This is a genomic window from Pseudomonas sp. NFACC46-3 (assembly GCF_900114515.1).
Classification (GTDB): Bacteria; Pseudomonadota; Gammaproteobacteria; order Pseudomonadales; family Pseudomonadaceae; genus Aquipseudomonas; species Aquipseudomonas fluorescens_Q.
Genome location: NZ_FOTH01000002.1, coordinates 56,160 through 78,872, shown reverse-complemented (window position 1 = coordinate 78,872; position 22,713 = coordinate 56,160). Strand labels below are relative to the sequence as shown.

At 61.8% G+C, this 22,713-nt stretch carries 24 protein-coding genes and 1 pseudogene; 5 read left to right on the top strand and 20 right to left on the bottom strand.

Going from position 1 to position 22,713, the window contains the following annotated elements:
- Positions 1-98: 98 nt before the first annotated feature.
- Positions 99-965: a LysR family transcriptional regulator gene (locus BM300_RS04040; protein WP_092462081.1), complete on the bottom strand. Its 867-nt coding sequence runs from the start codon at positions 963-965 to the stop codon at positions 99-101.
- 110 nt (positions 966-1,075) lie between these two features.
- Here BM300_RS04040 and BM300_RS04035 point away from each other — a divergent pair, with 110 nt between their 5' ends.
- Positions 1,076-1,999, top strand: coding sequence for a DMT family transporter (locus BM300_RS04035; RefSeq protein WP_092462079.1), 924 nt, complete (start codon positions 1,076-1,078; stop codon positions 1,997-1,999).
- 224 nt (positions 2,000-2,223) lie between these two features.
- Complete coding sequence (locus BM300_RS04030; protein ID WP_092346264.1) at positions 2,224-2,421, top strand: MbcA/ParS/Xre antitoxin family protein; 198 nt, start codon at positions 2,224-2,226, stop codon at positions 2,419-2,421.
- Positions 2,422-2,572: 151 nt separating this feature from the next.
- Here the strand turns inward: BM300_RS04030 and BM300_RS04025 are convergent, their stop codons facing one another.
- The 11 genes and pseudogenes from BM300_RS04025 to BM300_RS03975 form a co-directional block, all read right to left on the bottom strand.
- The gene (locus BM300_RS04025; RefSeq protein WP_092462077.1) at positions 2,573-3,115 is read right to left on the bottom strand and encodes a hypothetical protein; all 543 of its coding nucleotides are present in this window, start codon (positions 3,113-3,115) and stop codon (positions 2,573-2,575) included.
- Between the two features lie 76 nt (positions 3,116-3,191).
- Positions 3,192-3,374, bottom strand: a pseudogene (locus BM300_RS04020) (LuxR C-terminal-related transcriptional regulator); the annotation flags it as partial.
- Positions 3,375-3,824: 450 nt separating this feature from the next.
- Positions 3,825-4,898 carry a protein-glutamate methylesterase/protein-glutamine glutaminase gene (locus tag BM300_RS04015; protein ID WP_003203057.1) on the bottom strand — a complete coding sequence of 358 codons (1,074 nt, stop codon included), beginning with the start codon at positions 4,896-4,898 and terminating at the stop codon, positions 3,825-3,827.
- A 2-nt stretch (positions 4,899-4,900) separates the two neighbouring features.
- Complete coding sequence (cheD, locus tag BM300_RS04010) at positions 4,901-5,398, bottom strand: chemoreceptor glutamine deamidase CheD (RefSeq protein WP_063320598.1); 498 nt, start codon at positions 5,396-5,398, stop codon at positions 4,901-4,903.
- The gene (locus tag BM300_RS04005) at positions 5,395-6,231 is read right to left on the bottom strand and encodes a CheR family methyltransferase (protein ID WP_063320599.1); all 837 of its coding nucleotides are present in this window, start codon (positions 6,229-6,231) and stop codon (positions 5,395-5,397) included. Before BM300_RS04005 ends, cheD begins: the two co-directional genes overlap by 4 nt.
- Positions 6,228-6,764, bottom strand: coding sequence for a chemotaxis protein CheW (locus BM300_RS04000; RefSeq protein WP_092144655.1), 537 nt, complete (start codon positions 6,762-6,764; stop codon positions 6,228-6,230). Before BM300_RS04000 ends, BM300_RS04005 begins: the two co-directional genes overlap by 4 nt.
- A 39-nt stretch (positions 6,765-6,803) precedes the next feature.
- Entirely contained in the window at positions 6,804-8,462 is a 1,659-nt protein-coding gene (locus BM300_RS03995; RefSeq protein WP_092462075.1) for a methyl-accepting chemotaxis protein, read from the bottom strand.
- A gap of 33 nt (positions 8,463-8,495) precedes the next feature.
- Positions 8,496-10,598: a chemotaxis protein CheA gene (locus tag BM300_RS03990; protein ID WP_092346325.1), complete on the bottom strand. Its 2,103-nt coding sequence runs from the start codon at positions 10,596-10,598 to the stop codon at positions 8,496-8,498.
- 39 nt (positions 10,599-10,637) lie between these two features.
- Complete coding sequence (locus tag BM300_RS03985; protein WP_063320602.1) at positions 10,638-10,922, bottom strand: STAS domain-containing protein; 285 nt, start codon at positions 10,920-10,922, stop codon at positions 10,638-10,640.
- 15 nt (positions 10,923-10,937) lie between these two features.
- Entirely contained in the window at positions 10,938-11,306 is a 369-nt protein-coding gene (locus BM300_RS03980) for a response regulator (protein ID WP_003203044.1), read from the bottom strand.
- A gap of 11 nt (positions 11,307-11,317) precedes the next feature.
- On the bottom strand, positions 11,318-12,229 hold the full coding sequence (locus BM300_RS03975) for a methyl-accepting chemotaxis protein (RefSeq protein ID WP_371856143.1): 912 nt from the start codon (positions 12,227-12,229) through the stop codon (positions 11,318-11,320).
- A 746-nt stretch (positions 12,230-12,975) separates the two neighbouring features.
- Here BM300_RS03975 and BM300_RS03970 point away from each other — a divergent pair.
- The gene (locus BM300_RS03970; RefSeq protein ID WP_092462073.1) at positions 12,976-14,322 is read left to right on the top strand and encodes an MATE family efflux transporter; all 1,347 of its coding nucleotides are present in this window, start codon (positions 12,976-12,978) and stop codon (positions 14,320-14,322) included.
- Between the two features lie 56 nt (positions 14,323-14,378).
- Positions 14,379-15,047, top strand: a complete 669-nt coding sequence (locus tag BM300_RS03965) for an HAD family hydrolase (protein WP_092462264.1) — start codon at positions 14,379-14,381, stop codon at positions 15,045-15,047.
- A gap of 129 nt (positions 15,048-15,176) precedes the next feature.
- On the opposite strand, the gene ppnN is transcribed toward BM300_RS03965, so the two are convergent.
- Entirely contained in the window at positions 15,177-16,550 is a 1,374-nt protein-coding gene (gene ppnN / locus BM300_RS03960; protein ID WP_063320605.1) for a nucleotide 5'-monophosphate nucleosidase PpnN, read from the bottom strand.
- Positions 16,551-16,767: 217 nt separating this feature from the next.
- Here ppnN and BM300_RS03955 point away from each other — a divergent pair, with 217 nt between their 5' ends.
- A complete protein-coding gene (locus BM300_RS03955) occupies positions 16,768-17,301 on the top strand; it encodes a DUF3087 family protein (protein ID WP_092462071.1) in 534 nt (177 codons plus the stop codon).
- 4 nt (positions 17,302-17,305) lie between these two features.
- On the opposite strand, the gene BM300_RS03950 is transcribed toward BM300_RS03955, so the two are convergent.
- The 7 genes from BM300_RS03950 to modA form a co-directional block, all read right to left on the bottom strand.
- The gene (locus BM300_RS03950) at positions 17,306-17,776 is read right to left on the bottom strand and encodes an arsenate reductase ArsC (RefSeq protein ID WP_063320607.1); all 471 of its coding nucleotides are present in this window, start codon (positions 17,774-17,776) and stop codon (positions 17,306-17,308) included.
- A 141-nt stretch (positions 17,777-17,917) separates the two neighbouring features.
- Positions 17,918-18,097 (bottom strand): con-10 family general stress protein, encoded by a 180-nt coding sequence (locus tag BM300_RS03945; protein WP_003203031.1) that lies wholly within the window; start codon positions 18,095-18,097, stop codon positions 17,918-17,920.
- A 125-nt stretch (positions 18,098-18,222) separates the two neighbouring features.
- Positions 18,223-18,786, bottom strand: a complete 564-nt coding sequence (locus tag BM300_RS03940; protein WP_014337800.1) for an ATP-dependent Clp protease proteolytic subunit — start codon at positions 18,784-18,786, stop codon at positions 18,223-18,225.
- 117 nt (positions 18,787-18,903) lie between these two features.
- The gene (locus tag BM300_RS03935) at positions 18,904-19,959 is read right to left on the bottom strand and encodes a DNA topoisomerase IB (protein ID WP_092462069.1); all 1,056 of its coding nucleotides are present in this window, start codon (positions 19,957-19,959) and stop codon (positions 18,904-18,906) included.
- 185 nt (positions 19,960-20,144) lie between these two features.
- On the bottom strand, positions 20,145-21,224 hold the full coding sequence (modC, locus tag BM300_RS03930) for a molybdenum ABC transporter ATP-binding protein (protein ID WP_092222778.1): 1,080 nt from the start codon (positions 21,222-21,224) through the stop codon (positions 20,145-20,147).
- Positions 21,225-21,227: 3 nt separating this feature from the next.
- Complete coding sequence (gene modB, locus BM300_RS03925) at positions 21,228-21,908, bottom strand: molybdate ABC transporter permease subunit (protein WP_063320611.1); 681 nt, start codon at positions 21,906-21,908, stop codon at positions 21,228-21,230.
- A 1-nt stretch (position 21,909) separates the two neighbouring features.
- The gene (gene modA / locus BM300_RS03920; RefSeq protein WP_092346270.1) at positions 21,910-22,662 is read right to left on the bottom strand and encodes a molybdate ABC transporter substrate-binding protein; all 753 of its coding nucleotides are present in this window, start codon (positions 22,660-22,662) and stop codon (positions 21,910-21,912) included.
- Positions 22,663-22,713: the final 51 nt, after the last annotated feature.

Sequence of the window (22,713 nt, the reverse complement as noted above, 5' to 3'; positions counted from 1 at the left end):
GATAAATCCCCTCGCCACAGGGATGCATCAGAGTGCACAAGGATGGTCAGCGGGATGTCGCTCAGCGCAGTCCAATGGCTTTTTCGGCGAGGTTGCAACTACCCTTCGAACTCCGTCTTCAACATCGTCAAAAACGCTTCCCTGGCAGGATGCCGGCCAGCGTTTTCATGCCAGTAGAACAGGTTGTCGATGCCCGTCAATCCAGGGAACTCATACCCTGTCCAGCCAGCCCCCTGGCGGTATTGCTCATAGATCCCACGCGGCACCAGCGAGACGCCGGCACCGGCACTGACGCAGCCGACGATGGCGCCATAGCTGGCGATGCTGATGATCGGTTGTACTTGGTCATGGTGTAGCAACCACTGCTCCAGGGCAAAGCGGTACGGGCAGCCTGGGGGCCACATGAAGATCGCCTTGCCTTGCAGGTCTGCGGCGTTGCGCAAGGGGCCGTGGGATTCGGAGGCGATGAGTATCAGGTCTTCGCTGTACATCACGGCGCGCTTGAGCCCCGGCCGTTCCACATCGACCGCCACGATCACACCGTCGAGCCGGTGATGTTGGGTATCGTCCAGTAACTGCGCCCAAGTCCCCGTGCTCAGCTCCAGTGACACCTGAGGATATTGCGCGTGGTATTTGGCCAGTAACTGAGGCAGGCGCCCCGTGGCGCTGGATTCGATGGCGCCAATGCGCAACGGTCCGCTTGGCGTGTGGCTGGGGTTTACCGCGCGGCGGGCTTCTTCCGTCAGGCCGAGGATTTTTGTCGCATAACCCAGGAGCACCTCGCCCGCCGGGCTGACCCGCAAGCCGCGACCTTCACGAAAAAACAACGGTGTACCCAACTCCCGCTCCAGGGATTTGAGCCGTGCCGTGATGTTGGACGGTACGCAGTGCAGCACTTCGGCGGCGCGGGCGATGCTGCCGGTGTCGCAGACGGTCTTGAACATGCGCAGTTGGGACAGTTCCATAACTCACCCAAAGTGAATGGTTGGCTGAGTTTAAGTCACTTGTATTGAGAGTGGGTGGTTTTGATACTTCAGGGTAAATCGACCAGACGCCCAGTGCGCAGGAACTCTGAATGGAAACCCGTTGTGTGCCGTTTGAGGGCTTGAAGAACCCCAGCAGACCCCGCGTAAAAGTGATCCTGGCGACCACGTTCGTGATTCTTTGCTGGGCCTATTCGCCCGTTGGTATTCGCATCGGCTTGCAGGCCTACGAACCGGGTCAACTGGCGTTGATGCGGTTTCTCATCGCTTCGGTGTTCATGGCCGTCGTCGCGATGGCGAAGGGTATTTCCTGGCCGCGTCTCGGGGATTTACCGTTGCTGGCGGTATTGGGTTTCTTTGCCGTGAGTCTGCACCACATCGCCCTCAACTACGGCCAACGGGGCGTCAGTGCCTCGGCGGCGAGTGTGTTGGCCCAGTCCACGCCGTTGTTCAGCACATTGCTTGCGCATTTTGTCTTCAAGGAAAGAGTCGGCGCTTGGCAATGGGGCTGTGTCCTGTGCGGCTTGCTTGGCGCAGCCGTGGTCGTCACGGGGGATCGAGGCTTGGGTGACATGGACGCCCATGGACTGTTGATCCTGCTGGCGGCGCTGTCCTGGAGTGTGTATTTCGCTTTGCAGAAGCACCATGCCCATCGCTACGACGGCTTGACCCTGGTTTGCTACACCGTCTGGTCGGGCACACTCCTGTTGTTCATTTTCGCACCGGGGATGTTGAGCGCGGCGCGACAGGCTTCGGCTTCGGTGAACCTGGCGGTGTTGGTTCTCGGTATTTTCCCCAGCGCGCTGGCGTACCTCGCCTGGGCTTACGTGCTGGCTCACAGCGACGTGAGCCGCGCTTCCATGGCGCTTTACCTGATACCGCCCAGCGCGATGTTGATGGCTTGTCTAGTCCTGGCCGAACGCCCAGTGGCGATGGTGATTGTTGGGGCGGTTATCGTGTTGGCGAGTGTGCTTGCGTTGAATGTCGGGCCGGTGAGTGTGGCGAAAGCCAGCTGATTCTGTAGTAGATGTAGGCAATGATGTTGGATGTTGTAGCCACACAGACTGTTTTTGAACACTGTCCGACGGGCAAGTGATCACTTTGGGAGAAATCGAGGAAGTCTCTGACAACTTTTTAAGGTTGGCCTTCGGAAGTACTGCACTTACGATCTGGCGTTGTCTCAGTGCTGCGCGTTGCATCCGGTACACCCAGCTTCGTTTTAGATCGTGAGGACAAATCAATGCCTGGAAGCCGCTACGCCAAGACTTTGGAGCACGCCACCGGTGTTTTCGGCAGTCGGCATTTGGCTGAGGATTGGCTGCAGAAGCCCTGCAAGTACCTGGACAATCATGTACCGCTGGAGCTGATCGACAGTTCGCAAGGCTTTCAAGTGGTTGAGGATTATCTGACTCGGATTGAACACGGGGTATATCAATGAGTCCTTTGTCGGGGCGTGAAACTCGCTGTTTTGGGGCTGCTGCGCAGCCCAGCGGGAGCAAGCTCCCTCGCCACGGTTGTGTTTCGAGCTAACAACTTTCGATCGCTCCCGTGCGTGGGATGCCACTTGGGACAATCAACGTACCGCCACCTTATTTTTTAACCTGATAATCCTGGCCCCACACGCGCACGGTGTTGATTTTCTCGTTCAACCCTTCAAACACAAACTTCTGGCGCACGGCCGTCTTCGGCGGAATGGTGACTTCATCCGGGTTTTCAAACCCTGCCAGCCTGTTGGCGTAACCGGCCTGGTCGATGGCGAGCAAGGCGCCCGTTTGGCCGAGGTTGATCAGGCGCAGTTGCGTGTCGGTGCTGTTCTTGAAGCCGAGGGTGACGCTGAAGGTGTCGTCGACGGGCGCCAGCTTCAGGACTTCGATGGAGACACGGTCTTTCAGTTGCTCGTTGGAGGAAATGATCGCCGCGCCGTCGGCGCCCTGGGCCGATTCGCGGCCATCGAGCACGCCTTCGCTGACGCCACCCAACAGGTTCTTGCCAGCGGTAATGAAGCTTGAGACGGCTGCCTTGGTCGAGTCCTTGATGAGGCTGCCGTCGGTTGGCTCGCCTTCGGCGAAGCACAGCGAGCTGAGCAAAAGGCTGGAGACGAAGAGGGTGGAGCGTGACGGCAGAAGGTTCATACCTGAGTCCTTGAGGGGGGCAGCGACATCGCCCGGCAACAGGGCGAACGGCAATGATAGCCGTGATCATGGGCCGCTAGCGATCGGCTTCCTTGAGTTTTTCCGACATCTTCACCAGCGTTGCCAACGAGTCCGCATTCATCTTGCGCATCAACGACCCGTGCCGCACTTTCACGGTCACCTCGCTCAAGCCCAATCGGGCGGCCACTTGCTTGTTCAACAGCCCCGACACGACCAGCTCCATCACCTCGCGCTCGCCGTCAGTCGGAGAGAGAACTTCGCGGTATGGCTTTAACTTTTTTCGCCTATTGAAAGTTGTGCGACGAGGGAAGGCGTTCGTCTGATCCGTATTTTTCTGCGCCAGGTGCCTCTGTAATGATCCCGGGCCCAGCCCCAGAATAATCACGCGGCTGGCCTATCGGGCTACCCGTGTACTGCAATTTTTTGGTCCAGGAGTGCTCATGGCGAAGATGGCGATTTTTCTAGGTGGGTTTTTGGCACTGACTCTTTTGATCGGCGTGCTGGCGACGATTTCGCCCGTGTAGGCACAGGCTGCTGAAGCGCCTGTGGCGACAAGCCCACTGCGGTCGATCATTCCCACGCTCTGCGTGGGCAATGCATCCCGTGACGCTCTGCGTCACTTTCCAGAAAGCGGAGCGTGGGGAGCGATCATTCACCTGATCAAGCTCCACTGTAGGGACGGTCGTTGTTACCGATGCAAGATCACCTGCGCAATCTCCTGCAACCCCATCACCCGTTGCGCCGCATTGAGTTTGATCGCTTCCTTGGGCATGCCGAAGACCACGCAACTGGCTTCGTCCTGGGCCACGGTGGTGCTGCCGGCGTCGAGCATTTCCTTCAGGCCGCGGGCGCCGTCGTCGCCCATGCCGGTCATGATGATGCCGGTGGCGTTGCGGCCGGCGAATTTGGCCACGGAGCGGAACAGCACATCCACCGAAGGGCGGTGGCGGTTGACCAGTGGGCCATCCACCACCTGCACGTGATAGAACGCGCCGCTGCGGGTCACCATCATGTGTTTGCCGCCTGGTGCGATGAGTGCCAGGCCCGGGTGGATGCGGTCGTTGTTGCGGGCCTCGCGCACTTCGATCTGGCACAGGCTGTTCAGCCGGGCGGCGAACGAGGCGGTGAATTTTTCCGGCATGTGCTGGACGATGACGATGCCCGGGCACACTCGTGGCAGGGCGGTGAGCACCGCTTCCAGGGCCTGGGTACCACCGGTGGAGGTGCCCAGGGCGACGATGCGTTCGGTGGTCTGTGCCATGGCGTGGCCGTTGGCGGCGGGCAGCATGGCGTCGGCGGTGAGTTTGGTCGCGGGCGTCAGCGCGATCGGGGCGGGACGCTTGCCCAGGTTGCGCACGTTGACCTGGGCGGCGGCACGGATCGCCGACACCAGTTCCGGCGCCGACTCCAACAGAAAGTTCTTCAGGCCGGTGGTGGGCTTGGTGATGATTTCCACCGCGCCAGCGGCCATCGCCTGCAAGGTGGTTTCCGCGCCCCGGGGCGTCAGAGACGAGCAGATCACCACCGGAGTGGGGCGCTCGCTCATGATTTTTTTCAGGAACGTGATGCCGTCCATGCGCGGCATTTCCACGTCCAGCACGATCACGTCGGGCCATTCCTTGGCCAGTTTGTCCATGGCGAAAATCGGGTCGGACGCCGCGCCCATGACGTGGATGTCCGGTGTGTCGCTGAGGATCGCCAGCAACACCTGGCGAACCACCGCAGAGTCATCCACCAGCAGTACATTGATCTTTTTTGACATAGTCAGTGCCGGGTCCTTATAGGTTGGTGCCTGACCCATACATCGCCGCTGCAAAGGTCGAAGATGATGCTTCGGTGGCCGGTGCTACCCATGTCCTGGGCGATCAGGTCCAGGCGGTAGAGGGCAGCGATTTCCAGCGCCGCATTGACGTTCAACCGCGCCACATCGCCGTAGGGCACATGGCGTTGCAGTTCGGGGAACATCTCGCCGCCGCCGAACAGCTTGAGTTGATAGTCCTCGGGTTCGGTGTGATGGGCCCTGGCCTGGCGGATGAACAGCTCAATGGCTTCATCGGCGTACAGGCCGTTCAAGGCCTTGGAGCAACGCACCCGACTGGGCAGCATGAAGTGGCACATGCCGCCGATCTTGCGTTCGGGGTGCCACAGCGTGATCGCCACGCAAGAGCCGAGAATCGTGCGCAGGCGGGTCGGGCAAGTGGCAAAGCGAAACTCCCCCGGTGCCAGGTACACCTCGGCCACTGCCCTCATTGCGGTGTTCATGGCTTGCGATAAATCGAAGGGGCCACCAGTTTCAACGCATCGGACACACCGTTGAGACTCTCCGAGTGGCTGACGATGAAATACCCGCCGGGCTTGAGTCGGGGGATCAAGCGGGCGACCACTTTGCTTTTGGTGGGTTGGTCGAAATAGATCATGACGTTGCGCAGGAAGATCACATCGAACTCCCCCAGCTCTGGCAAGGTGTCGTTGAGGTTGACCTGGATGAAGTTGACCCGGTTGCGCAACGCCCGGTCGATGAGGAACGTGCCTTGCTGGCTGCCGGTGCCCTTGAGGCAATATTTCACCAGCAGCGGCTGAGGCAGGGTGCGGGCGCGTTCCATCGGGTAATGCCCGGAGCGCGCCTTGGCCAGTACCTGGCTGCTGATGTCCGAACCGATCACTTCCCAAGGCGTGGTGCCCAGCCCTTCGGCCAGGGTCATGGCCAGGCTGTAGGGCTCTTCCCCGGAAGAGCTGGCCGCGCTCCACAGGCGGAAGGTCTTGCCCGGCGTTGCGTGGGGCAGTACGTGTTGGCGCAGGAAATCGAAATGTTTGGGCTCGCGGAAAAAGTAGGTCTCGTTGGTCGTCAGCAGGTCCAGCGCCACTTGTAATTCATCGGTGCGCTGGCCGTTCATGATCAGCTTGAAATACTCGCCGTAGCTGTCCAGCCCATAGTGCTTGAGGCGCTTGAACAAACGCCCGGCCACCAAGGCTTTCTTGGCCTCGGACAGGCTGATGCCGGCGGCCTGGTACAGCCAGGATTGGAACTGGCCGAACTCTCGGTCACTGAGCGCCAGCGCGTTCGCCGTGCGTTCCTTGCAGGTATCGGCGTTCACGGGGCATCCACTTCCAGCACGTTCGGGCTGGCTTCGGCGAGTTGGGACATTTCGTCGATGGACAACACGCGGTCCACCTCCAGTACGATGACAAACTTGCCATCGACCTTGGCCATGCCACTGATGAAATCGGCCCGGATCTTCGCGCCGAAGCTCGGTGGCGGCTCGATCTGCGAGGCCGGGATTTCCAGCACCGCCGACACCGTGTCCACCAGCAGGCCAATGTCCTGGGCCTGACCGTCGGCGCTGGACGCCTCGATGATCACCACGCACGAGCGCCGGCTGATCGCCGAATTCGGCCGGCCGAAACGGGCCGACAGGTCGACCACCGGCACGACGGCACCGCGCAGGTTGATCACCCCGCGCACGAACGTCGGCATCATCGGCACCACGGTCAGGTTGCCGTATTCGATGATTTCCTTGATGCACAGGATGCCGATGGCAAACATCTCCGTGCCGAGCATAAACGTCAGGTATTGCGCTTCTTCCTCGACCGCGATGGCGGTTTGACGTGTGGTCGCGATGGCGCCCATTGCTTTTTCTCCTTTAAGCAAGCCTGTGGAACCGGGCCATCAGAACCGGGTGAATTCCGATTCGTCCGGGGCACTGGCCATGTTGTAGGCAAACGCCTTGGGCATGATCGGTGCCGGTGTCCGCGTCGGTTTGCGGCCGGAGGAGCCTGGGGTGTTGTCGACCCTGGCAACTTGCACGGCAGACTTGGGCGGCGTGTCCAGGGTGAAGAAGCTCATGGCCTGTTGCAGCTGTTCGGCCTGGCTGCTCATTTCCTCGGCGGTGGCGGCCAGTTCTTCGCTGCTGGAGGCGTTTTGCTGGGTCACCTGGTTGAGCTGGGTCATGGCGGTGTTGATCTGCGCCACACCGGCGGCCTGTTCTTCGGAGGCGGCGCTGATTTCCTGCACCAGGTCCGAGGTCTTGTTGATCGAGGGGACCATCTCGTTGAGCAGGTTCCCGGCCTTCTCGGCCATATCGACGCTGCTGGAGGACAGCTCGCCGATTTCCTGGGCGGCCACCTGGCTGCGTTCGGCCAGCTTGCGCACTTCGGCGGCGACCACCGCGAAGCCTTTGCCGTGCTCACCGGCGCGGGCGGCTTCAATGGCGGCGTTGAGCGCCAGCAGGTTGGTCTGGTAGGCGATGTCGTCGATGATGCTGATCCGCTGGGCGATTTTCTTCATCGCCACCACGGTCTGCTGCACCGATTCGCCGCCGTCGGTGGCTTCCTTGGCGGCCTTGCTGGCCATGCCGTCGGTGACCTTGGCGTTCTCGGTGTTCTGGTTGATGCTGGCGCTCATCTGCTCGATGGAGGCGCTGGTTTCCTCGACGCTGGCTGCCTGTTCACTGGTGGCCTGGCTCATCGATTGCGCGGTGGCGCTGACTTCTTCGGAAGCACTGGCCAGGTTGTCCGCAGCGTTACGCACTTCGCCAATGATGTGCGAGAGCTTGCCGATCATGTTCTGCATGGCGTTGAGCACCATGCCGGTTTCGTCTTTGGAGCCACCGTCGATTTTTGCGTTCAGGTTGCCTTCGGCCAATTGCTCGGCGACGGTCGCGGCCTGTTTCAAGGGGCGCGAGATGATGCGCGAGATGAACAGCGCCAGGCCCAGGCCCACCAGCAGGGCGGCAATCAGCACGACGATGATCGACAGGCGCGATTTTTCAAACAGCGCTGCGCCATGCTCGCTGGCGGCGCCAGCGCCCGCGTCATTGAGTTCCACCAGTTTTTGCAGGTCGTTGACCACCAGATCGAATTGACGCTTGGATTGGCCCTTGAGCAGTGCATGGGCTTGCTCGATCAGGTTTTGCCGAGACAGTGCAAGCAGGTCTTTGCTGACTGCGAGGTAAGCGACCCAGTCATTGCGGGTGGTTTCGAACAGCTGGCGATCTTCCGCGCTGGAGAGCAGTTTTTCATAGGTCGCCATGCGGGTTTCAAACCCCTTCCTGGCGTCTTCCGCTTCTTGTTCGACAGCGAGGCGTTCCTGTTCGGAATCGGCGGTAATGTGGCGGTTTTCCTTGAGGCGATAGTTTGCCGCGTAGAAACGCATGCCCGAGGCCGCACGCATGGACGGCATCCAGTTTTCCCTGATATCGACGGTGGTGCTGTTCACCTCGCCCAGTTGGATGATCGCGAACACTCCCATGACGGCGGTCAGGGCCAGCACCACAAGAAATGAAGTGATCAGTTTGGTGGCGATTCTAAGATCGTAGAACCATTTCATTGGGAAGTACCTCTCCATGGAATTGCTTAAGCGTCAGCGAGCGTTGGCTTGTTGTAATTGAGTTGATGTGAAGCGGTTTTCCACTTGGGCGATCTGGGTGAGCAGCGCCGGTACGTCGAGAATCAACGCCACCGCGCCGCTGCCCAGGATGGTCGAGCCACTGATGCCGCGAAGGGCACCAAACAGCTTGCCCAGCGGCTTGATCACGGTCTGGAATTCACCCAGCAAGTCATCCACCACCAGCCCGGCCTTGAGTTCGGCGTAGCGCACCACCACCACGTTCTGCCGGCGAGCGGGCGGGCCTTCGTGGCTGAAGTGATCGCGCAGGTAGACTAGGGGCAGCACCTCGCCGCGCAGGTCGAGATAGCCTTGTTCGCGGCTGGCGACCCCATCGTTTTCGCTCAGCTCGATGCATTCCTGGACCATGTCCAGCGGAATGACATAGGTTGACTGACCGATGCCCACCAGAAATCCATTGATGATCGCCAGGGTCAGCGGCAGGCGGATACGCACCACGGTGCCCTTGCCGGGCTGGCTGTCGAGGTCGACGGTGCCGCGCAGCAGGGTGATGTTGCGCTTGACCACGTCCATGCCCACGCCACGCCCCGAAAGGTTGGTCACGGCCTGGGCGGTGGAAAAACCGGGTTCGAAGATCAGGTTGTAGATCTCCTGGTCGGTCGGGCTCGCGCCGGGGGCGACCAGGCCGCGCTCCTGGGCTTTTTCCAGGATCCGGTCACGGTTCAGGCCGGCGCCGTCGTCGGCGATTTCCAGCACGATGCTGCCCGAGTCGTGATAGGCGTTGAGGTGCAGGTGCCCCTTGGCCGGTTTGCCCGCCGCCAGCCGGGCCTCGGCGGTTTCAATGCCGTGGTCCATGGCGTTGCGCAGCAGGTGCATGAGCGGGTCGCCGATTTTTTCCACCACGGTCTTGTCCAGTTCGGTCTCCGCGCCGCTGATGATCAGGTCGATGTCCTTGCCCAGTTCCTGGCTGACATCGCGCACCACCCGACGGAACCGGTTGAAGGTTTCGCCGATGGGGATCATGCGCAGGCGCAGGGCGCCATCGAGGATTTCTTCCACCAGTCCGGAGACTGACGAGGTGGCCTCCTGCAACGGATCGTTCTGGCAGGTGCGGGCCAACAGGCTGGCACCGGCGCTGGCGATGACCAGTTCGCCCACCAGGTTGATCAGTTCATCGAGCTTGTCGGCATTGACCCGCACATAGGTGCCGTCCTTGGCCTTGCTGTCGCTGCTCACCGCTTGTTTGTCGGTGGCGATCTGGGCGGGCATGCGTGGCGTCTTGCGCTGGTCGGACAACAACTCGCCGGTGGCGACCAATGCGGTGGTTTCCTCGGCCGGTTCCGGCGACGTCGTGACCAGGCCGGTGTTGGCCTGGGGCGCGATGTCGTCGTCCTGGGCAACAATCTCGATCTCGCAGTCTTCCCGGACGAAATCGAACACTTCATTGATCGCGCCGTGGCCCGCGGCCGAGCGAAACTCGATGTCGAAACCCAGGTAGCAGGACTCGGCGTCCCAGGCATCGGCGGCGGGCAGGGCGTCGGTCACGGTGGTGATGTCGACGATTTCACCCAGGGTTTGCAGGTAGCGCAGGAACGACAGAGGGTCCATGCCGTTGCGGAACACGTCCTGGCCGAAACGCAGGGAGATGTGCCAGAGGCGCGTTTCGCCGGGTTCACGGGTTTCGGTGTCCTGGGCAGGCGTTGGGGCCGTGGCCGGCGAGGGCGCCTGGTACTCCTGCAGGATCTGGCACAGTTCCACTTCCCGCTGCAGGGCCGGTGGCGGTAGCGCTCCGCCTTGGTTGGCGGCCACGTTGATCAGCTCCAGCATGTGATCGCTGGACTTGAGCAGTACCGCGATCAGGCCGGCGTCCACTTCGACGCTGCCGTTGCGCAGGCGATCGAGCACGTCTTCGACGATGTGGGTGAAGCTGACGATCGGTTCCAGGCCGAACAGCCCGGCCGAGCCCTTGATCGTGTGCGCCGCCCGGAAGATCGCGCCGATGGCGTCATCGTCGCCGGGGTCGGTTTCCAGTTGCAGCAGCGACTCTTCCATCGCTTGCAACTGTTCCCGTGCCTCGACGATGAACGTCTGTTGTGCCTGATCGAGATTGATGCTCACGCTCATATCCTTTGTCGTGTCCGACGTATTGCAGCAGCCCTAGGCAACCAGGTTGCACAGGGCAAGTGTTTCCATGACGGCCTTGCTCTGGCCGGTCAATGTCAGTTGGGTGCCGGCCTTGGCGGCCTCGCGTTGTACCATCAGCAGCAGTTGCAGGCCGGCGCCGTCCATCTCGGTGATCTGCGACAGATCAAGGGCCATCCGCGGTGTTGCGCCCAGCTGCGGTAACCATTGCGCGGCCAGGTCGGCGGCGGTGTAGATCGTCAGCTCGCCGTCGATGTGCACCTGGGCGGTGTCATCCTGTGTTTCGTAGTGCAACGACATGGGCGCCTCCGCTCATCAAGGAAGAATCAGCTTGGATACCGCCGCCAGCATCTGCGCCGGCTGGAACGGCTTGACCACCCAGGCCTTGGCTCCGGCGGCCTGGCCTTCCTGTTTCTTCGATTCCTGGGATTCGGTGGTGAGCATGATGATCGGCGTGAACTTGTAGCTGGCCAGCTTCTTGACCTCCTTGACGAAGGTGATGCCGTCCATGTTGGGCATGTTCACGTCACTGATGATCAGGTGCACTTTCTGGCCATTGAGTTTGCCCAGGGCATCCTTGCCATCGCTGGCTTCGATCACGTCATAGCCGGCACTTTTCAACGCGATGCCGACCACCTGCCGAACGCTCGCGGAGTCGTCGACAACCAATACACTTTTAGCCATGAACGGCGCTCCTAAAAGAAGGTGATTTCCTGTGAAGTCTGTTGCGCGGCCGAGTCGCCGTGGTGATTGCGGCGTTGCTCGTCGGTGGCGTAAGTGGTTTCCATGCGCGCCAGCCATTGGCGAGCGTCGATGGAAACGGCCTGTTCGGGCGACTGGCTGGCCTGCTGCATGTGCACATGCAGGTCCTCGATGTTGTCGCGCACGTGGCTGAGGATCTGGCTGACCCGATCCTGGAATTGCAGGCTGACCAGCACCTCGGTGAGTTCATCGCGGATGCCGAAGCTCTCCCGCTGCAGCATGTCGGCCGAGTCGGCCAAGCTGCCGGTGACACTCTTGAAGCGCTCCAGCACCTGCTGGATGCTTTGCTCGGAGGCACTGACCGAATGGCTGTCCTGGTCCGCGCCGCTGGACGCGGCATGCACCAGTTGGGTGATGGCGGTGTTGATGATGTCGACCTTGGCCGACATCTGCTGGCCGGTCTCGCTGGACTTGCTCGAGAGGCTGCGCACGGCGTCGGCCACCACCGCAAACCCACGCCCGGCCTCGCCGGCACGGGCGGCTTCGATGGCGGCGTTGAGGGCCAGCAGGTTGGTCTGCGCGGCAATCGCCGCGACATCGGCGGCCATGGTCCGCAGTTCCCCGGTATAGGCCGTCAGGTTGCGTACCTGGGCCAGGGTTTCATCGCGGCTGGCCTGGGTGGCTTTCAGCGAATCGATGACCTTGACCAGTTCACTTTCGCTCTGGGCCAGCACCTGCACGGCACCGCCACTGCTGCTGCCGGCCAACTCACCGGCGGCCAGTTGCGAAGCTTGCACGGTCTCTTCCAGGCGCGAAGAAATGCCGGTGAAGCGGCTGGTCAGCGAGACGATTGCGGTTTCGGTCTGCTGCCGGGAGCTTTCGACCTGCTTGGCCCAGATCGGCATGGCGCCGAGAATGACTTCGTTGAGTTGCTCGCTGGCTTTATGGGCCAGATGCTCGCTGGCTTGCAGGTCGCGGCGGGCCATGGCGGCGGCGATGGCGCTGTCGAACTGCTGACGTTGTGAACGCGCACCCCATACGCCAGCACCGACACCAACGGCCAGGAGGGCAACAGCCAGGATGATGTTTTGTACACTTGGACCATTGAGCAGTAAGACGCCAACGGCAGCAACGAAAGCGACGAGCACTGTGTTCCAGAGGATGCGAGGTGGTTGGGCGAAGGAATGACCGTGTGGGTACGACGTCATGGTTCGGTCCTTGAACAGAGTTTCTAACAGGTTATTTGCGAATAACTGGTTATCTGCGACCTCTACTCGGACTTTAAGACCGGCTGTCCGATACCGGTATTGCATAGGCATTGGCCTACACAGTACGTGGCACTGTGCTATTTCAGGTTAGACGCTGTCTGGGAAATGTCGAATGCACCCGACGAAGGTATAAGCCACATGGCAAGGGAGATGGCGCATGGGCTTTTGTGGCGAGGGAGCTTGCTCCCGCTGGAGCGCGAAGCGGTCCCAAACTTGGCGGGTGCGGTTGGCCTGATAGATTGCGTGTTTAGGTTTTGGGACTGCTGCGCAGCCCGGCGGGAGCAAGCTCCCTCGCCACGAAAAACGGACATCTTCCGAAACAGAATCCATGGATTGCGCTAAATTACCCCGCATTGGATTTCGAACCTGCCATCAGAGCCCCCATGCCCACCCAGCCCCTCTGGAAAACCTACCTCCTGTTCCTGATCCCCATGGTCTTGTCCAATTTCCTGCAGTCCATGTCTGGCACGTTCAACAGCATCTACATCGGCCAGATGCTCGGTACCCAGGCCTTGGCGGCGGTGTCGGGCATGTTTCCCATCGTGTTTTTCTTTATCGCATTGGTGATTGGCCTCGGCGCGGGGGCGGGGGTGTTGATCGGGCAGGCCTACGGCGCCGGCGAAACCGGGACGGTGAAGGCGATTGCCGGTTCGACCTTGTTGCTGGGAGCGATCATCGGCCTGGCGGCGGCGGTGCTTGGCAGTGTCTTTGCGCGTCAGGCGTTGCAGGGGCTCGGCACGCCGGCCGATGTGCTGGAGGATGCCGTTTCCTATGCCCGGGTCATGCTGTGGATCCTGCCGATGTTGCTGGTATTTGTGCTGTTTACCCAGCTGCTGCGCGGGGTGAGCGATACGGTGTCACCGATGTTGGCGCTGCTGACCTCCACCAGTGTCGGGCTGCTGCTCACGCCAGCGTTGATTCGTGGCTGGTTGGGGTTGCCGCAGATGGGCATCCAGAGCGCGGCGCTGGCGGGGTTGGTGGGGACGGCCTCGGCCATGGCCATGCTGGCGTGGCGCCTGAACCGTCGCGAGCATGCCCTGGCGCCGGACCGGGCGTTGTTCGCGGCGATGCGCCTGGACATGGAGATCCTTGGCAAAGTGCTGCGTATAGGCTTGCCCACAGGGTTGCAGATGGTGGTGATCTCGTTGTCCGAGTTGGTCATCCTGACGCTGGTCAATAGCCATGGCTCCCAGGCCACGGCGGCCTACGGCGCGGTGACGCAGATCGTCAACTACGTGCAGTTTCCGGCGCTGTCGATCGCCATCACCGCTTCGATCCTCGGCGCCCAGGCCATCGGTGCCGGACGCCTGGAGCGCCTGGGGCCGATCCTGCGCACGGGGTTGTTGATCAACCTCTGGCTTACGGGCGGGTTGGTGGTCCTGGGGTATCTGTTGTCCCACTGGCTGCTGGGGCTGTTCATCACCGACCCGGCGGCACGGGTCCAGGCCGAACACCTGCTGCACATCATGCTCTGGAGCCTGCTGGTGTTCGGCTTCCAGGCGATCGTCGGCGGCATCATGCGCGCCAGCGGCACGGTGCTGGTGCCAGTCGCTATCTCGATCTTCTGCATCGTCGCCGTGCAGGTGCCGACGGCGTATCTGCTGGACGCTCACTTCGGCCTGCAAGGGGTGTGGATGGCGTTCCCGGTGGCCTACTTGAGCATGCTGCTGTTGCAGACGCTGTACTACAAGCAGGTGTGGCAGCATCAGCCGATCGAGCGGTTGGTGTAACCAACCCACCATTAAACCCTGTGGCCATCACCCGCCACGCCGCCACCGAGGATCCGATGCCTGCCAGTCCCCCCACCCACATTGCCTACCGCGCCTTCCTGTTCGACATGGACGGCACACTGCTCAATTCCATTGCCGCCGCCGAGCGGATCTGGACGCGCTGGGCCCTGCGCCACGGCGTGGACGTGGCGACATTCCTGCCGACGATCCATGGCGTGCGCGCCATCGACACCATCACCCGCCAGCACCTGCCGGGGGTGGATGCCCAGGCCGAGGCCGAGCAGATTACCCGCGAGGAAATCGAAGACGTCGAAGGCGTGGTGCAGGTGCCCGGTGCGCAGGCCTTTGTGAACAGCCTGCCGCCAGAGCGCTGGGCGATCGTCACTTCGGCACCGATGGCACTGGCCTTGCGGCGTATGGAAGCGGCCGGGATCCCACGCCCCGCAGTGATGGTCACTGCCGAGGACGTGAGCGACGGCAAGCCCAACCCCGCCTGCTACCGCTTGGCTGCCGAACGCTTGCAGGTGGCACCGCAGGAATGCCTGGTGTTTGAAGACGCCGAGGCGGGCATTCGGGCTGGCGAGGCGGCGGGGGCGGATGTGCTGGTGGTGACGGCGACGCATACGCACCCGGTGGTCACCCTTCATCCGCAGATCGAGGATTACCTTGGGCTAGGCATTGAGGTGGATGAGGCCGGCCTGATGCGGTTGCCTTCGGTTCTATGACCGCCGCAGAACGCCTGTGGGAGCGAGCTTGCTCGCGATAGCGGTGGTTCAGCTTGCATCAGTGCTGAATGTACCGGCGCCATCGCGAGCAGGCTCGCTCCCACATTGGATCTGTGGTCTTCGGGTAGGTCAGGTCACCACGCGATAGCACGGCACATACGCCGCGCCGCCTGGCAGTTTCATGCGGTGCTGGGCGACGAAGGCCTGGAGCAGGCGGTCGAGGGGTTCCATGATGGCGGCGTCACCGTGGATCTCGTAAGGGCCGTGTTCTTCGATCAGGCGGATGCCCTTGTCCTTGACGTTACCGGCCACGATGCCCGAGAACGCCCGGCGCAGGTTGGCCGCCAGTTCGTGGGCGGGCAGGTCGCGGCTCAGGCCCAGGCTGGCCATGTTGGCGTGGGTCGGGTCGAACGGGCGCTGGAAGCCTTCGTCGATCTTCAGCAGCCAGTTGAAGTGGAAGGCGTCGTTGCGCTCGCGGCGGAACTGCTTGACCTCCTTGAGCCCCTGGGTCATCTGCCGCGCCACTTCGGCCGGGTCGTCGATGATGATCTGATAGTGCTTCTGCGCGGCCTCACCCAGGGTTGCACCGACAAATGCATGCAACTGATCGAGGTACGGCGCGGCGCTTTTCGGTCCGGTGAGCACCACCGGGAATGGCAGGTCCTGGTTGGCCGGGTGCATCAGGATACCCAGCAGGTAGAGGAACTCTTCCGCCGTACCAGCGCCACCCGGGAAGATGATGATGCCGTGACCGACACGTACGAAAGCCTCGAGGCGTTTCTCGATGTCCGGCAGGATCACCAGCTCATTGACGATCGGGTTCGGCGCCTCGGCGGCGATGATGCCTGGTTCCGTCAGGCCCAGGTAGCGACCGCCATGGATACGCTGCTTGGCATGGGCAATGGTGGCGCCTTTCATCGGGCCTTTCATCACGCCAGGGCCGCAGCCGGTGCAGATATCCAGGCTGCGCAGGCCCAGCTCGTGGCCGACCTTCTTGGTGTATTTGTATTCTTCGGTGTTGATCGAGTGACCGCCCCAGCACACGACGATTTTCGGCTCCACGCCAGGACGCAAGGTGCGGGCGTTGCGCAGCAGGTGGAAGACGTAGTCGCTGATGCCCTGGGACGAGCTGAGGTCGATGCGCTGGCTGTCCAGCTCGTTCTCGGTGTAGACGATGTCGCGCAGGGCGCTGAACAGCATTTCCCGGGTGCTGGCGATCATTTCGCCGTCGACGAACGCGTCGGCCGGTGCGTTCAGCAGCTCCAGGCGCACGCCCCGGTCCTGCTGGTGAATACGGATCTCGAAGTCCTTGTAGGCTTCCAGGATGGTCTTGGCGTTATCAACATGGGCGCCGGTGTTGAGGATGGCCAGGGCGCACTGGCGGAAGAGGGTATAGATACTGCCGGAACCGGCTTCGCTCAGTTGCTGGACTTCGCGCTGGGACAAGGTCTCCAGGCTGCCTTTGGGGCTTACCGAGGCGTTGATTACATGTCTTTGATTCATTCAGCTTTCCTTGAAAACGATGCCATGCACACAACGACGGCATCTTGAAAAAAACGTCCACGCAGAAAGATCGCACGATCCTTGCGCTATCGCCATGGACTTCGATACGGACCCGGCGAGTCGGTTGCGATACAAAATGAGCTCCAGCATAGCTAAATCGACCGGGCAGGCGATAATGCGTGACTCTTTTGATGCCGTACAAGGAAATTGCACCGCGATGTTCGAGATCAAACCGTGGGATAGCGACACCTATCGCAAGCAGACTCGCCGCAGCACCCTGATCATCGCGGTGGTGTTCCTGGCCCTGGCGATGTTGCTGTCCAGCCTGGCCGTGCTGCTGCTGGGCACGCCCGGAGGCGATAACTTTCGTTTCAATCTCGGCGGGGTGCTTGTCGCGGTGCTGGCAATGGCCGCGCTGATGCGCCTGTATTTCTGGTCGCAGCCATGGATGGCCGCCGCCGTGTACGGCTGGCAGCTCAAGCGCAGCCTGATGAAAATCACCAACGTGATGCACCAGGTGACCGCTGGCGTGCAAGCCCAGGATCCCACCGCTATGAAGCTGCTGCGTTTCTATCACCTGGGGCTGGCCCAGATGCATCAGCTGGACGCCAACTCCAGCGCCCAGGGCTCCCTGGCGCGAGAGGCCGACGCGCACCTGGCGAAGATGCAGGCGCTGGGCCTGGGCACCGAACAGTCGCGCCTGGAGGCGAGTTGGGTCGAGACGGTGAAGCAGGCCTATCGCGCAGGTTGAGCGGTCAGAGGGTGCCGATGCGGTCGAGCTCGGCTTTCAAGGCCTGGGCATCGAGCTGGTCGAAGGGCAGGGCAAAAAAGGCCCGGCAGCGGGTTTCGATACGATCCAGGGTGGCATGGAAGGCCTGGCCGATCTGATCATCGCTGCCTCTGACGGTCGATGGATCGACCAGGCCCCAGTGGGCCTTGATGGCCGGACCGAAGTACACCGGGCAAGCATCGCGAGCGGCGCTGTCGCACACGGTGATGACGATGTCCGGCGGGCTGCCCTCGAATGCGTCGTTACCCTTGCTGCGCAAGCCTTTTACGCTGATACCGGCTTCTTGCAAGGTGCTCAGGCTGCGCGGGAGCACGTGGCCCTTGGGGAAACTGCCGGCGCTGACGGCCTGGAATCCGGCCGGGGCCAGATGGTTGAACATCGCTTCGCTGAGAATGCTGCGGCAACTGTTGGCTGTGCACATGAAGAGGACTTTCATCGATCGGCTCCGATAAGCGCAAGGTTGGGCTGCGCCGGAGTATATGCGGACAATCGAATATATGGAATTTCGTATTTGTAGCGAGAGCGAGAGCGGATAGCGCCGGGGCGCAATACGTCTGCGCCCCAACGATTTGCGTGGTTACGATTTTCTGCCGCCGCCTTGGCTGCGTTCGCTACCTTTGTTACCGGCTCCAGTGCCTTTTTGCCGGTCGTTAGCAACGTTGCCGCCCGACGCTTGTCCGCCTTTCTTGCCGGCTTCCGATGCTTTTTCACGATCATTGGCGAAGTTGCCTGGGTTTTTGTTTCCGCTACTGGCCATTTCGAGAATCCTCATTTTGGTTGAGCGAGCAACGTGCCTCGCATTAGTTGGGAAAGAAAATGGCCGGGGGAAGTTTAAAAAAAACCGCTTGCTGGCGACGAATGGTCTGCCACCAGCCTTCACTTCTAATCCTCGCCACCGCTGACTTTCCAATGCTTGGCATCTGCCGGGAACACCACTTGCTCGACCCGATGGGCAATGCCGAAAGCCAGGGAGTTCTCCGCTGGAATCACCCGTTCCTCGGCACACAGGCATTTGAAGATATCCAGCTGCGTCGCCGCGCCAGCGGTTTCCTTGACGTAGATTTCCACGTAGCGCGCCACGTCGTTGTCCAGGCTGGACAGGTACTCGCGCAAGCGTGAGTGGTCCACCGACTTCTGGCCGAAGTACCAGTTCATCGGATGAATCAGGAAACGCGAGTGCGGGGTAGTGGTGCGGTCGCTGGCGGCCAGGTACATGACGATGCCCATCGACTCGATGTTGCCGGCGTTCACCGCACGTACCGGTACCGGCAGGGACTTGATGAAGGTGTAGAGGGTGAAGCCGAAGTTGGTGCTGCCACCGACTGTGGAGAGATTGAGCATCAGCGAGTCGGCGCCTTTCTCAATGGCCTCCAGGCAGTTATCGCGAAAGCGTTCCGTGGTTCCCTGATCGATCTGGCAATGAAAATGGACAATGTGTTCGGACATCTGAAACTCCTGTCGACTTCACCCTTTGCAAGTGCCTGCGGATCGGCTGTGCCGTACAGTTGGGAGTCCAGCGGTCTGCGGATGTTCCTCATCCGTGGCTGGCTGCCGGTGAGCGCATCAAGCCGGTTGCTGCTGTTCGCATTTCTGGGCAGCTTGCGTCATGCGCTGCAGGAATAACGCCAGCCCGGCTTCTTCTTCGCTGAGGCCTTTACGTGCCCGGGGTTTGGGTAACTGGGTCAGGGCACCGAGCAGGAAACTCTCCACCACCGCAGGATGAATGTAGCACTTGCGACAGACGGTTGGCGTGTTGCCCAGTTGTCGGGCGACTTGCCTGACCATCTCGGCGACATGCCTTTTGGCCTCGCTTTCGGTTTCCCAGCGCAGCGCCCGCAACCCGGCCAGAGCGGCTGCGCTGCCGGCCCAGGTGCGGTAGTCCTTGGCGGTGAAGTCAGCGCCAGTGAGGGTCTTGAGGTAGGCGTTGATGTCCGAAGAACTGATGGCGTGGCGTTCGCCGTGTTCGTCCAGGTACTGGAACAGGTTCTGCCCGGGGATCTCCTGGCAGCGCTTGATGATCCGCGCCAGGCGCCGGTCCTTCACGGTGATCTGGTGCTCGATGCCGCTCTTGCCACGGAACTGGAAGGCGATGGCGCTGCCGTTGACCTCGACATGCTTGTTGCGCAGGGTCGTCAGGCCATAGGAGCGATTGTCCCGGGCATATTGGCTGTTGCCGACGCGGATCAGGGTCGTGTCCAGCAGGGTGATGACCGTGGCCATGACTTTGTCGCGGCTGAACCCGGGCGTGGCGAGGATTTCCTCCAGGCGTTTGCGCAAGCGCGGCAGGGCCCGTCCGAATTCCAGCATCCGCGAATACTTGTCCGCATCACGGACCTCACGCCAGCGCGCATGGTAACGGTACTGCTTGCGTCCACGGGCATCGCGCCCGGTGGCCTGGAGATGGCCGCGCGGGTCGGTGCAGATCCAGACATCGGTATAGGCCGGTGGCACCGCCAGGGCATTGATGCGCTGGATCTCGGCTGCGTCGGTGATGCGCTGGCCTTGCGGGTCGAAATAACAGAACTTGCCACGCAATTTCTTGCGGGTGATGCCGGGGGCCGTGTCATCGACATAGTGCAGGTCGGTCGGCAATGCATCCGGCGGCAGGGTGTCGGGCATGAAGAAAGTCCTTGGCAGCGAATCCGGTGGCCATGTGATCGATTGACCGCAGCCCGTTGCGGTCGTGCCAAGATTCTGCGGTTACCCGCAACCCCTGTGTGCGAGCTTGCTCGCGATAGCGGTGAATCAGCTTGCATCAATGTTGGATGCGTCGTCATCGCGAGCAAGCTCGCACACAAGGTGGACTACGCCAACACCGCCACCGCCTTGATCTGCGCCCACAGCAACTGCCCTGGATGCAGCTTGAGCTGATCGCGCGAATAGCGGGTGATGCGTGCCAGCAGCGGGGTGCCGGCGGCTTCCAGGCGGACCAGCACATGGGCGGTGTTGTCGGCGGCCTGTTCGCTGACCACGGTGACCGGCAGGCGATTGAGGATGCTGGTCTGGGCATCGTTCGCCAGGCTGAGGCTGACGTCCCGGGCCTGGACCTTGAAGCGCAGCGGCTGGCCGAGGGCCAGGGACGTGTGGGCCACGCGTACGTTCAGTTGGCTATCGGGCAGATTCAGGGTCAGCAGTTGATAAGCCGGGTCATAACCGCTGACCTTGCCCTCGATCACCACGCCGGCGTCGTCCCCCAAGGCCAATGGCAGGTCGAGCCGGGCCAGGGTTTCGCCGATCGGCCCACTGGCCAGCGCGCGACCGCCGTCGAGCAACACGATGTGATCGGCCAGGCGCGCCACTTCGTCCTGGGAATGGCTGACATACAGCACTGGAATGTCCAGCTCATCGTGGAGCCGTTGCAGGTACGGCAGGATTTCGTTTTTGCGCCGGGTATCGAGGGCCGCCAGCGGCTCATCCATCAGCAGCAGTTGCGGGCTGGTGAGCAAGGCGCGGGCGATGCCCACCCGCTGGCGCTCGCCGCCGGACAGGTTGTGCGGCTGCCGATCGAGCAAGTGGCCGATGCCCAGCAGTTCGGTCGCCTGTTGCATGTCCACCCGCCGTTGTGCCGGCGCGATGCGCTTGAGGCCGAACGCCAGGTTGGCCTGCACCGACAGATGGGCGAACAGGCTCGCCTCCTGGAACACATACCCCACCGGCCGTTTATGGGGCGGCATGAACACCGCGTGCTCACTGTCTTGCCAGACTTGGCCGTTGACCTCGATAAAACCCCGGGCCGGTCGCTCCAACCCGGCAATGCAGCGCAGGCAGGTGGTTTTACCGGAACCGGAAGGCCCATACAGTGCGGTCACGCCACGGCCGGGCAGTTGCACATCCAGGTCCAGGGAAAAAGCCCCGTGGTCGAGCTGAAAACGCGCCTGAATCATCGATCAACTCCAACCGGCACGGGTTCGGCGGCTGGAATACAGCGCCAGCAGCACCAGGAATGAAAACACCAGCATCGCCGCTGCCAGCCAGTGGGCCTGGGCGTATTCCAAGGCTTCGACATGGTCGTAGATCTGCACCGACACCACCCGGGTTTTCTCCGGAATGTTGCCGCCGATCATCAGCACCACGCCGAATTCGCCGACGGTGTGGGCAAAGCCGAGAATCGCCGCGGTGATGAAGCCGGGGCGGGCCAGGGGCAGGATGACGCTGAAAAACGTATCCCAAGGCCCGGCCCGCAGGGTAGCGGCGACTTCCAAGGGGCGACTGCCGATGGCGGCAAAGGCGTTCTGCAACGGCTGCACCACAAACGGCATGGAGTAGATCACCGAGCCGATCACCAGCCCGGTGAAGCTGAAGGTGAGGGTGCCCAGCCCGAGGGCCTGGGTGAATTGGCCGATCCAGCCGTGCGGCCCCAACGCCAGCAACAGGTAGAAGCCGATCACCGTGGGTGGCAACACCAATGGCAATGCCACCACCGCGCCCACCGGCCCGCGCAGCCACGAGCGGGTGCGCGACAGCCATAAAGCGATGGGCGTGCCGATGAGCAGCAGGATCACCGTGGTCAAGGACGCCAGTTTGAGGGTCAGCCAGATGGCGGCATAGTCGGCGCTGGTCAGGGGCATTTTAGCGATGGTAACCGTAGGCTTGGACGATGGCGGCGGCTTTCGGGCCCTTGAGGTAATCCACCAAAGCCGCGGCAGCGGGGTTGTCCCGGCCCTTGCTGAGAATCACCGCGTCCTGTTTGATCGGGTCGTGCAGTTCGGCCGGGACGATCCACGCCGAGCCGCCCGTCACTCTGCCGTCCTTGTACACCTGGGACAAGGCGACGAAACCGAGTTCGGCGTTACCGGTGGAGACGAACTGATAGGCCTGGGTGATGTTCTGGCCTTCGACGAGCTTGCCTTTCACCTGCGCGGTCAAGCCGAGCTTGTCCAGCACCTGGGTCGCGGCGAGGCCGTAGGGTGCGGCTTTCGGGTTGGCAATGGACAGGTGCTGGAAGTCGTTGTGCTTGAGGACCTGCCCCGTGCCATCGACATAACCCTCTTTGGCTGACCACAGCGCCAGGGTGCCGACGGCGTAGGTGAAGCGCGAGCCCTTGACGGTGTCGCCCTCGCTCTCGAGTCTGGCCGGGGTGGTGTCGTCGGCGGCGAGGAAAACTTCGAATGGCGCGCCGTTCTTGATCTGCGTGTAGAACTGCCCGGTGGCGCCGTAAGCCGCCACCAATTTATGCCCGGTGTCTTTTTCGAAGTCGGCGGCGATGGCCTGGATCGGTGCGGTGAAATTGGCGGCGACCGCCACCTGCACCTCGGCGGCCTGGACGGCGCCAATAGTCAGGAACGGGATCAACAGCAACGGCGCGAAGCGGGTGAGGCGCATAGGTGAGGCTCCGAGGGCAGGTTCGCTATATACCGGAATATATAGCGAATG

Coding starts and splice junctions, on each gene's coding strand:
- BM300_RS04040 (WP_092462081.1), bottom strand. CDS start 965: ATGGAACTGTCCCAACTGCGCATGTTCAAGACCGTCTGCGACACCGGC.
- BM300_RS04035 (WP_092462079.1), top strand. CDS start 1,076: ATGGAAACCCGTTGTGTGCCGTTTGAGGGCTTGAAGAACCCCAGCAGA.
- BM300_RS04030 (WP_092346264.1), top strand. CDS start 2,224: ATGCCTGGAAGCCGCTACGCCAAGACTTTGGAGCACGCCACCGGTGTT.
- BM300_RS04025 (WP_092462077.1), bottom strand. CDS start 3,115: ATGAACCTTCTGCCGTCACGCTCCACCCTCTTCGTCTCCAGCCTTTTG.
- BM300_RS04015 (WP_003203057.1), bottom strand. CDS start 4,898: ATGTCAAAAAAGATCAATGTACTGCTGGTGGATGACTCTGCGGTGGTT.
- cheD (WP_063320598.1), bottom strand. CDS start 5,398: ATGAACACCGCAATGAGGGCAGTGGCCGAGGTGTACCTGGCACCGGGG.
- BM300_RS04000 (WP_092144655.1), bottom strand. CDS start 6,764: ATGGGCGCCATCGCGACCACACGTCAAACCGCCATCGCGGTCGAGGAA.
- BM300_RS03995 (WP_092462075.1), bottom strand. CDS start 8,462: ATGAAATGGTTCTACGATCTTAGAATCGCCACCAAACTGATCACTTCA.
- BM300_RS03985 (WP_063320602.1), bottom strand. CDS start 10,922: ATGTCGTTGCACTACGAAACACAGGATGACACCGCCCAGGTGCACATC.
- BM300_RS03980 (WP_003203044.1), bottom strand. CDS start 11,306: ATGGCTAAAAGTGTATTGGTTGTCGACGACTCCGCGAGCGTTCGGCAG.
- BM300_RS03975 (WP_371856143.1), bottom strand. CDS start 12,229: ATGCCGATCTGGGCCAAGCAGGTCGAAAGCTCCCGGCAGCAGACCGAA.
- BM300_RS03970 (WP_092462073.1), top strand. CDS start 12,976: ATGCCCACCCAGCCCCTCTGGAAAACCTACCTCCTGTTCCTGATCCCC.
- BM300_RS03965 (WP_092462264.1), top strand. CDS start 14,379: ATGCCTGCCAGTCCCCCCACCCACATTGCCTACCGCGCCTTCCTGTTC.
- ppnN (WP_063320605.1), bottom strand. CDS start 16,550: ATGAATCAAAGACATGTAATCAACGCCTCGGTAAGCCCCAAAGGCAGC.
- BM300_RS03955 (WP_092462071.1), top strand. CDS start 16,768: ATGTTCGAGATCAAACCGTGGGATAGCGACACCTATCGCAAGCAGACT.
- BM300_RS03950 (WP_063320607.1), bottom strand. CDS start 17,776: ATGAAAGTCCTCTTCATGTGCACAGCCAACAGTTGCCGCAGCATTCTC.
- BM300_RS03945 (WP_003203031.1), bottom strand. CDS start 18,097: ATGGCCAGTAGCGGAAACAAAAACCCAGGCAACTTCGCCAATGATCGT.
- BM300_RS03940 (WP_014337800.1), bottom strand. CDS start 18,786: ATGTCCGAACACATTGTCCATTTTCATTGCCAGATCGATCAGGGAACC.
- BM300_RS03935 (WP_092462069.1), bottom strand. CDS start 19,959: ATGCCCGACACCCTGCCGCCGGATGCATTGCCGACCGACCTGCACTAT.
- modC (WP_092222778.1), bottom strand. CDS start 21,224: ATGATTCAGGCGCGTTTTCAGCTCGACCACGGGGCTTTTTCCCTGGAC.
- modB (WP_063320611.1), bottom strand. CDS start 21,908: ATGCCCCTGACCAGCGCCGACTATGCCGCCATCTGGCTGACCCTCAAA.
- modA (WP_092346270.1), bottom strand. CDS start 22,662: ATGCGCCTCACCCGCTTCGCGCCGTTGCTGTTGATCCCGTTCCTGACT.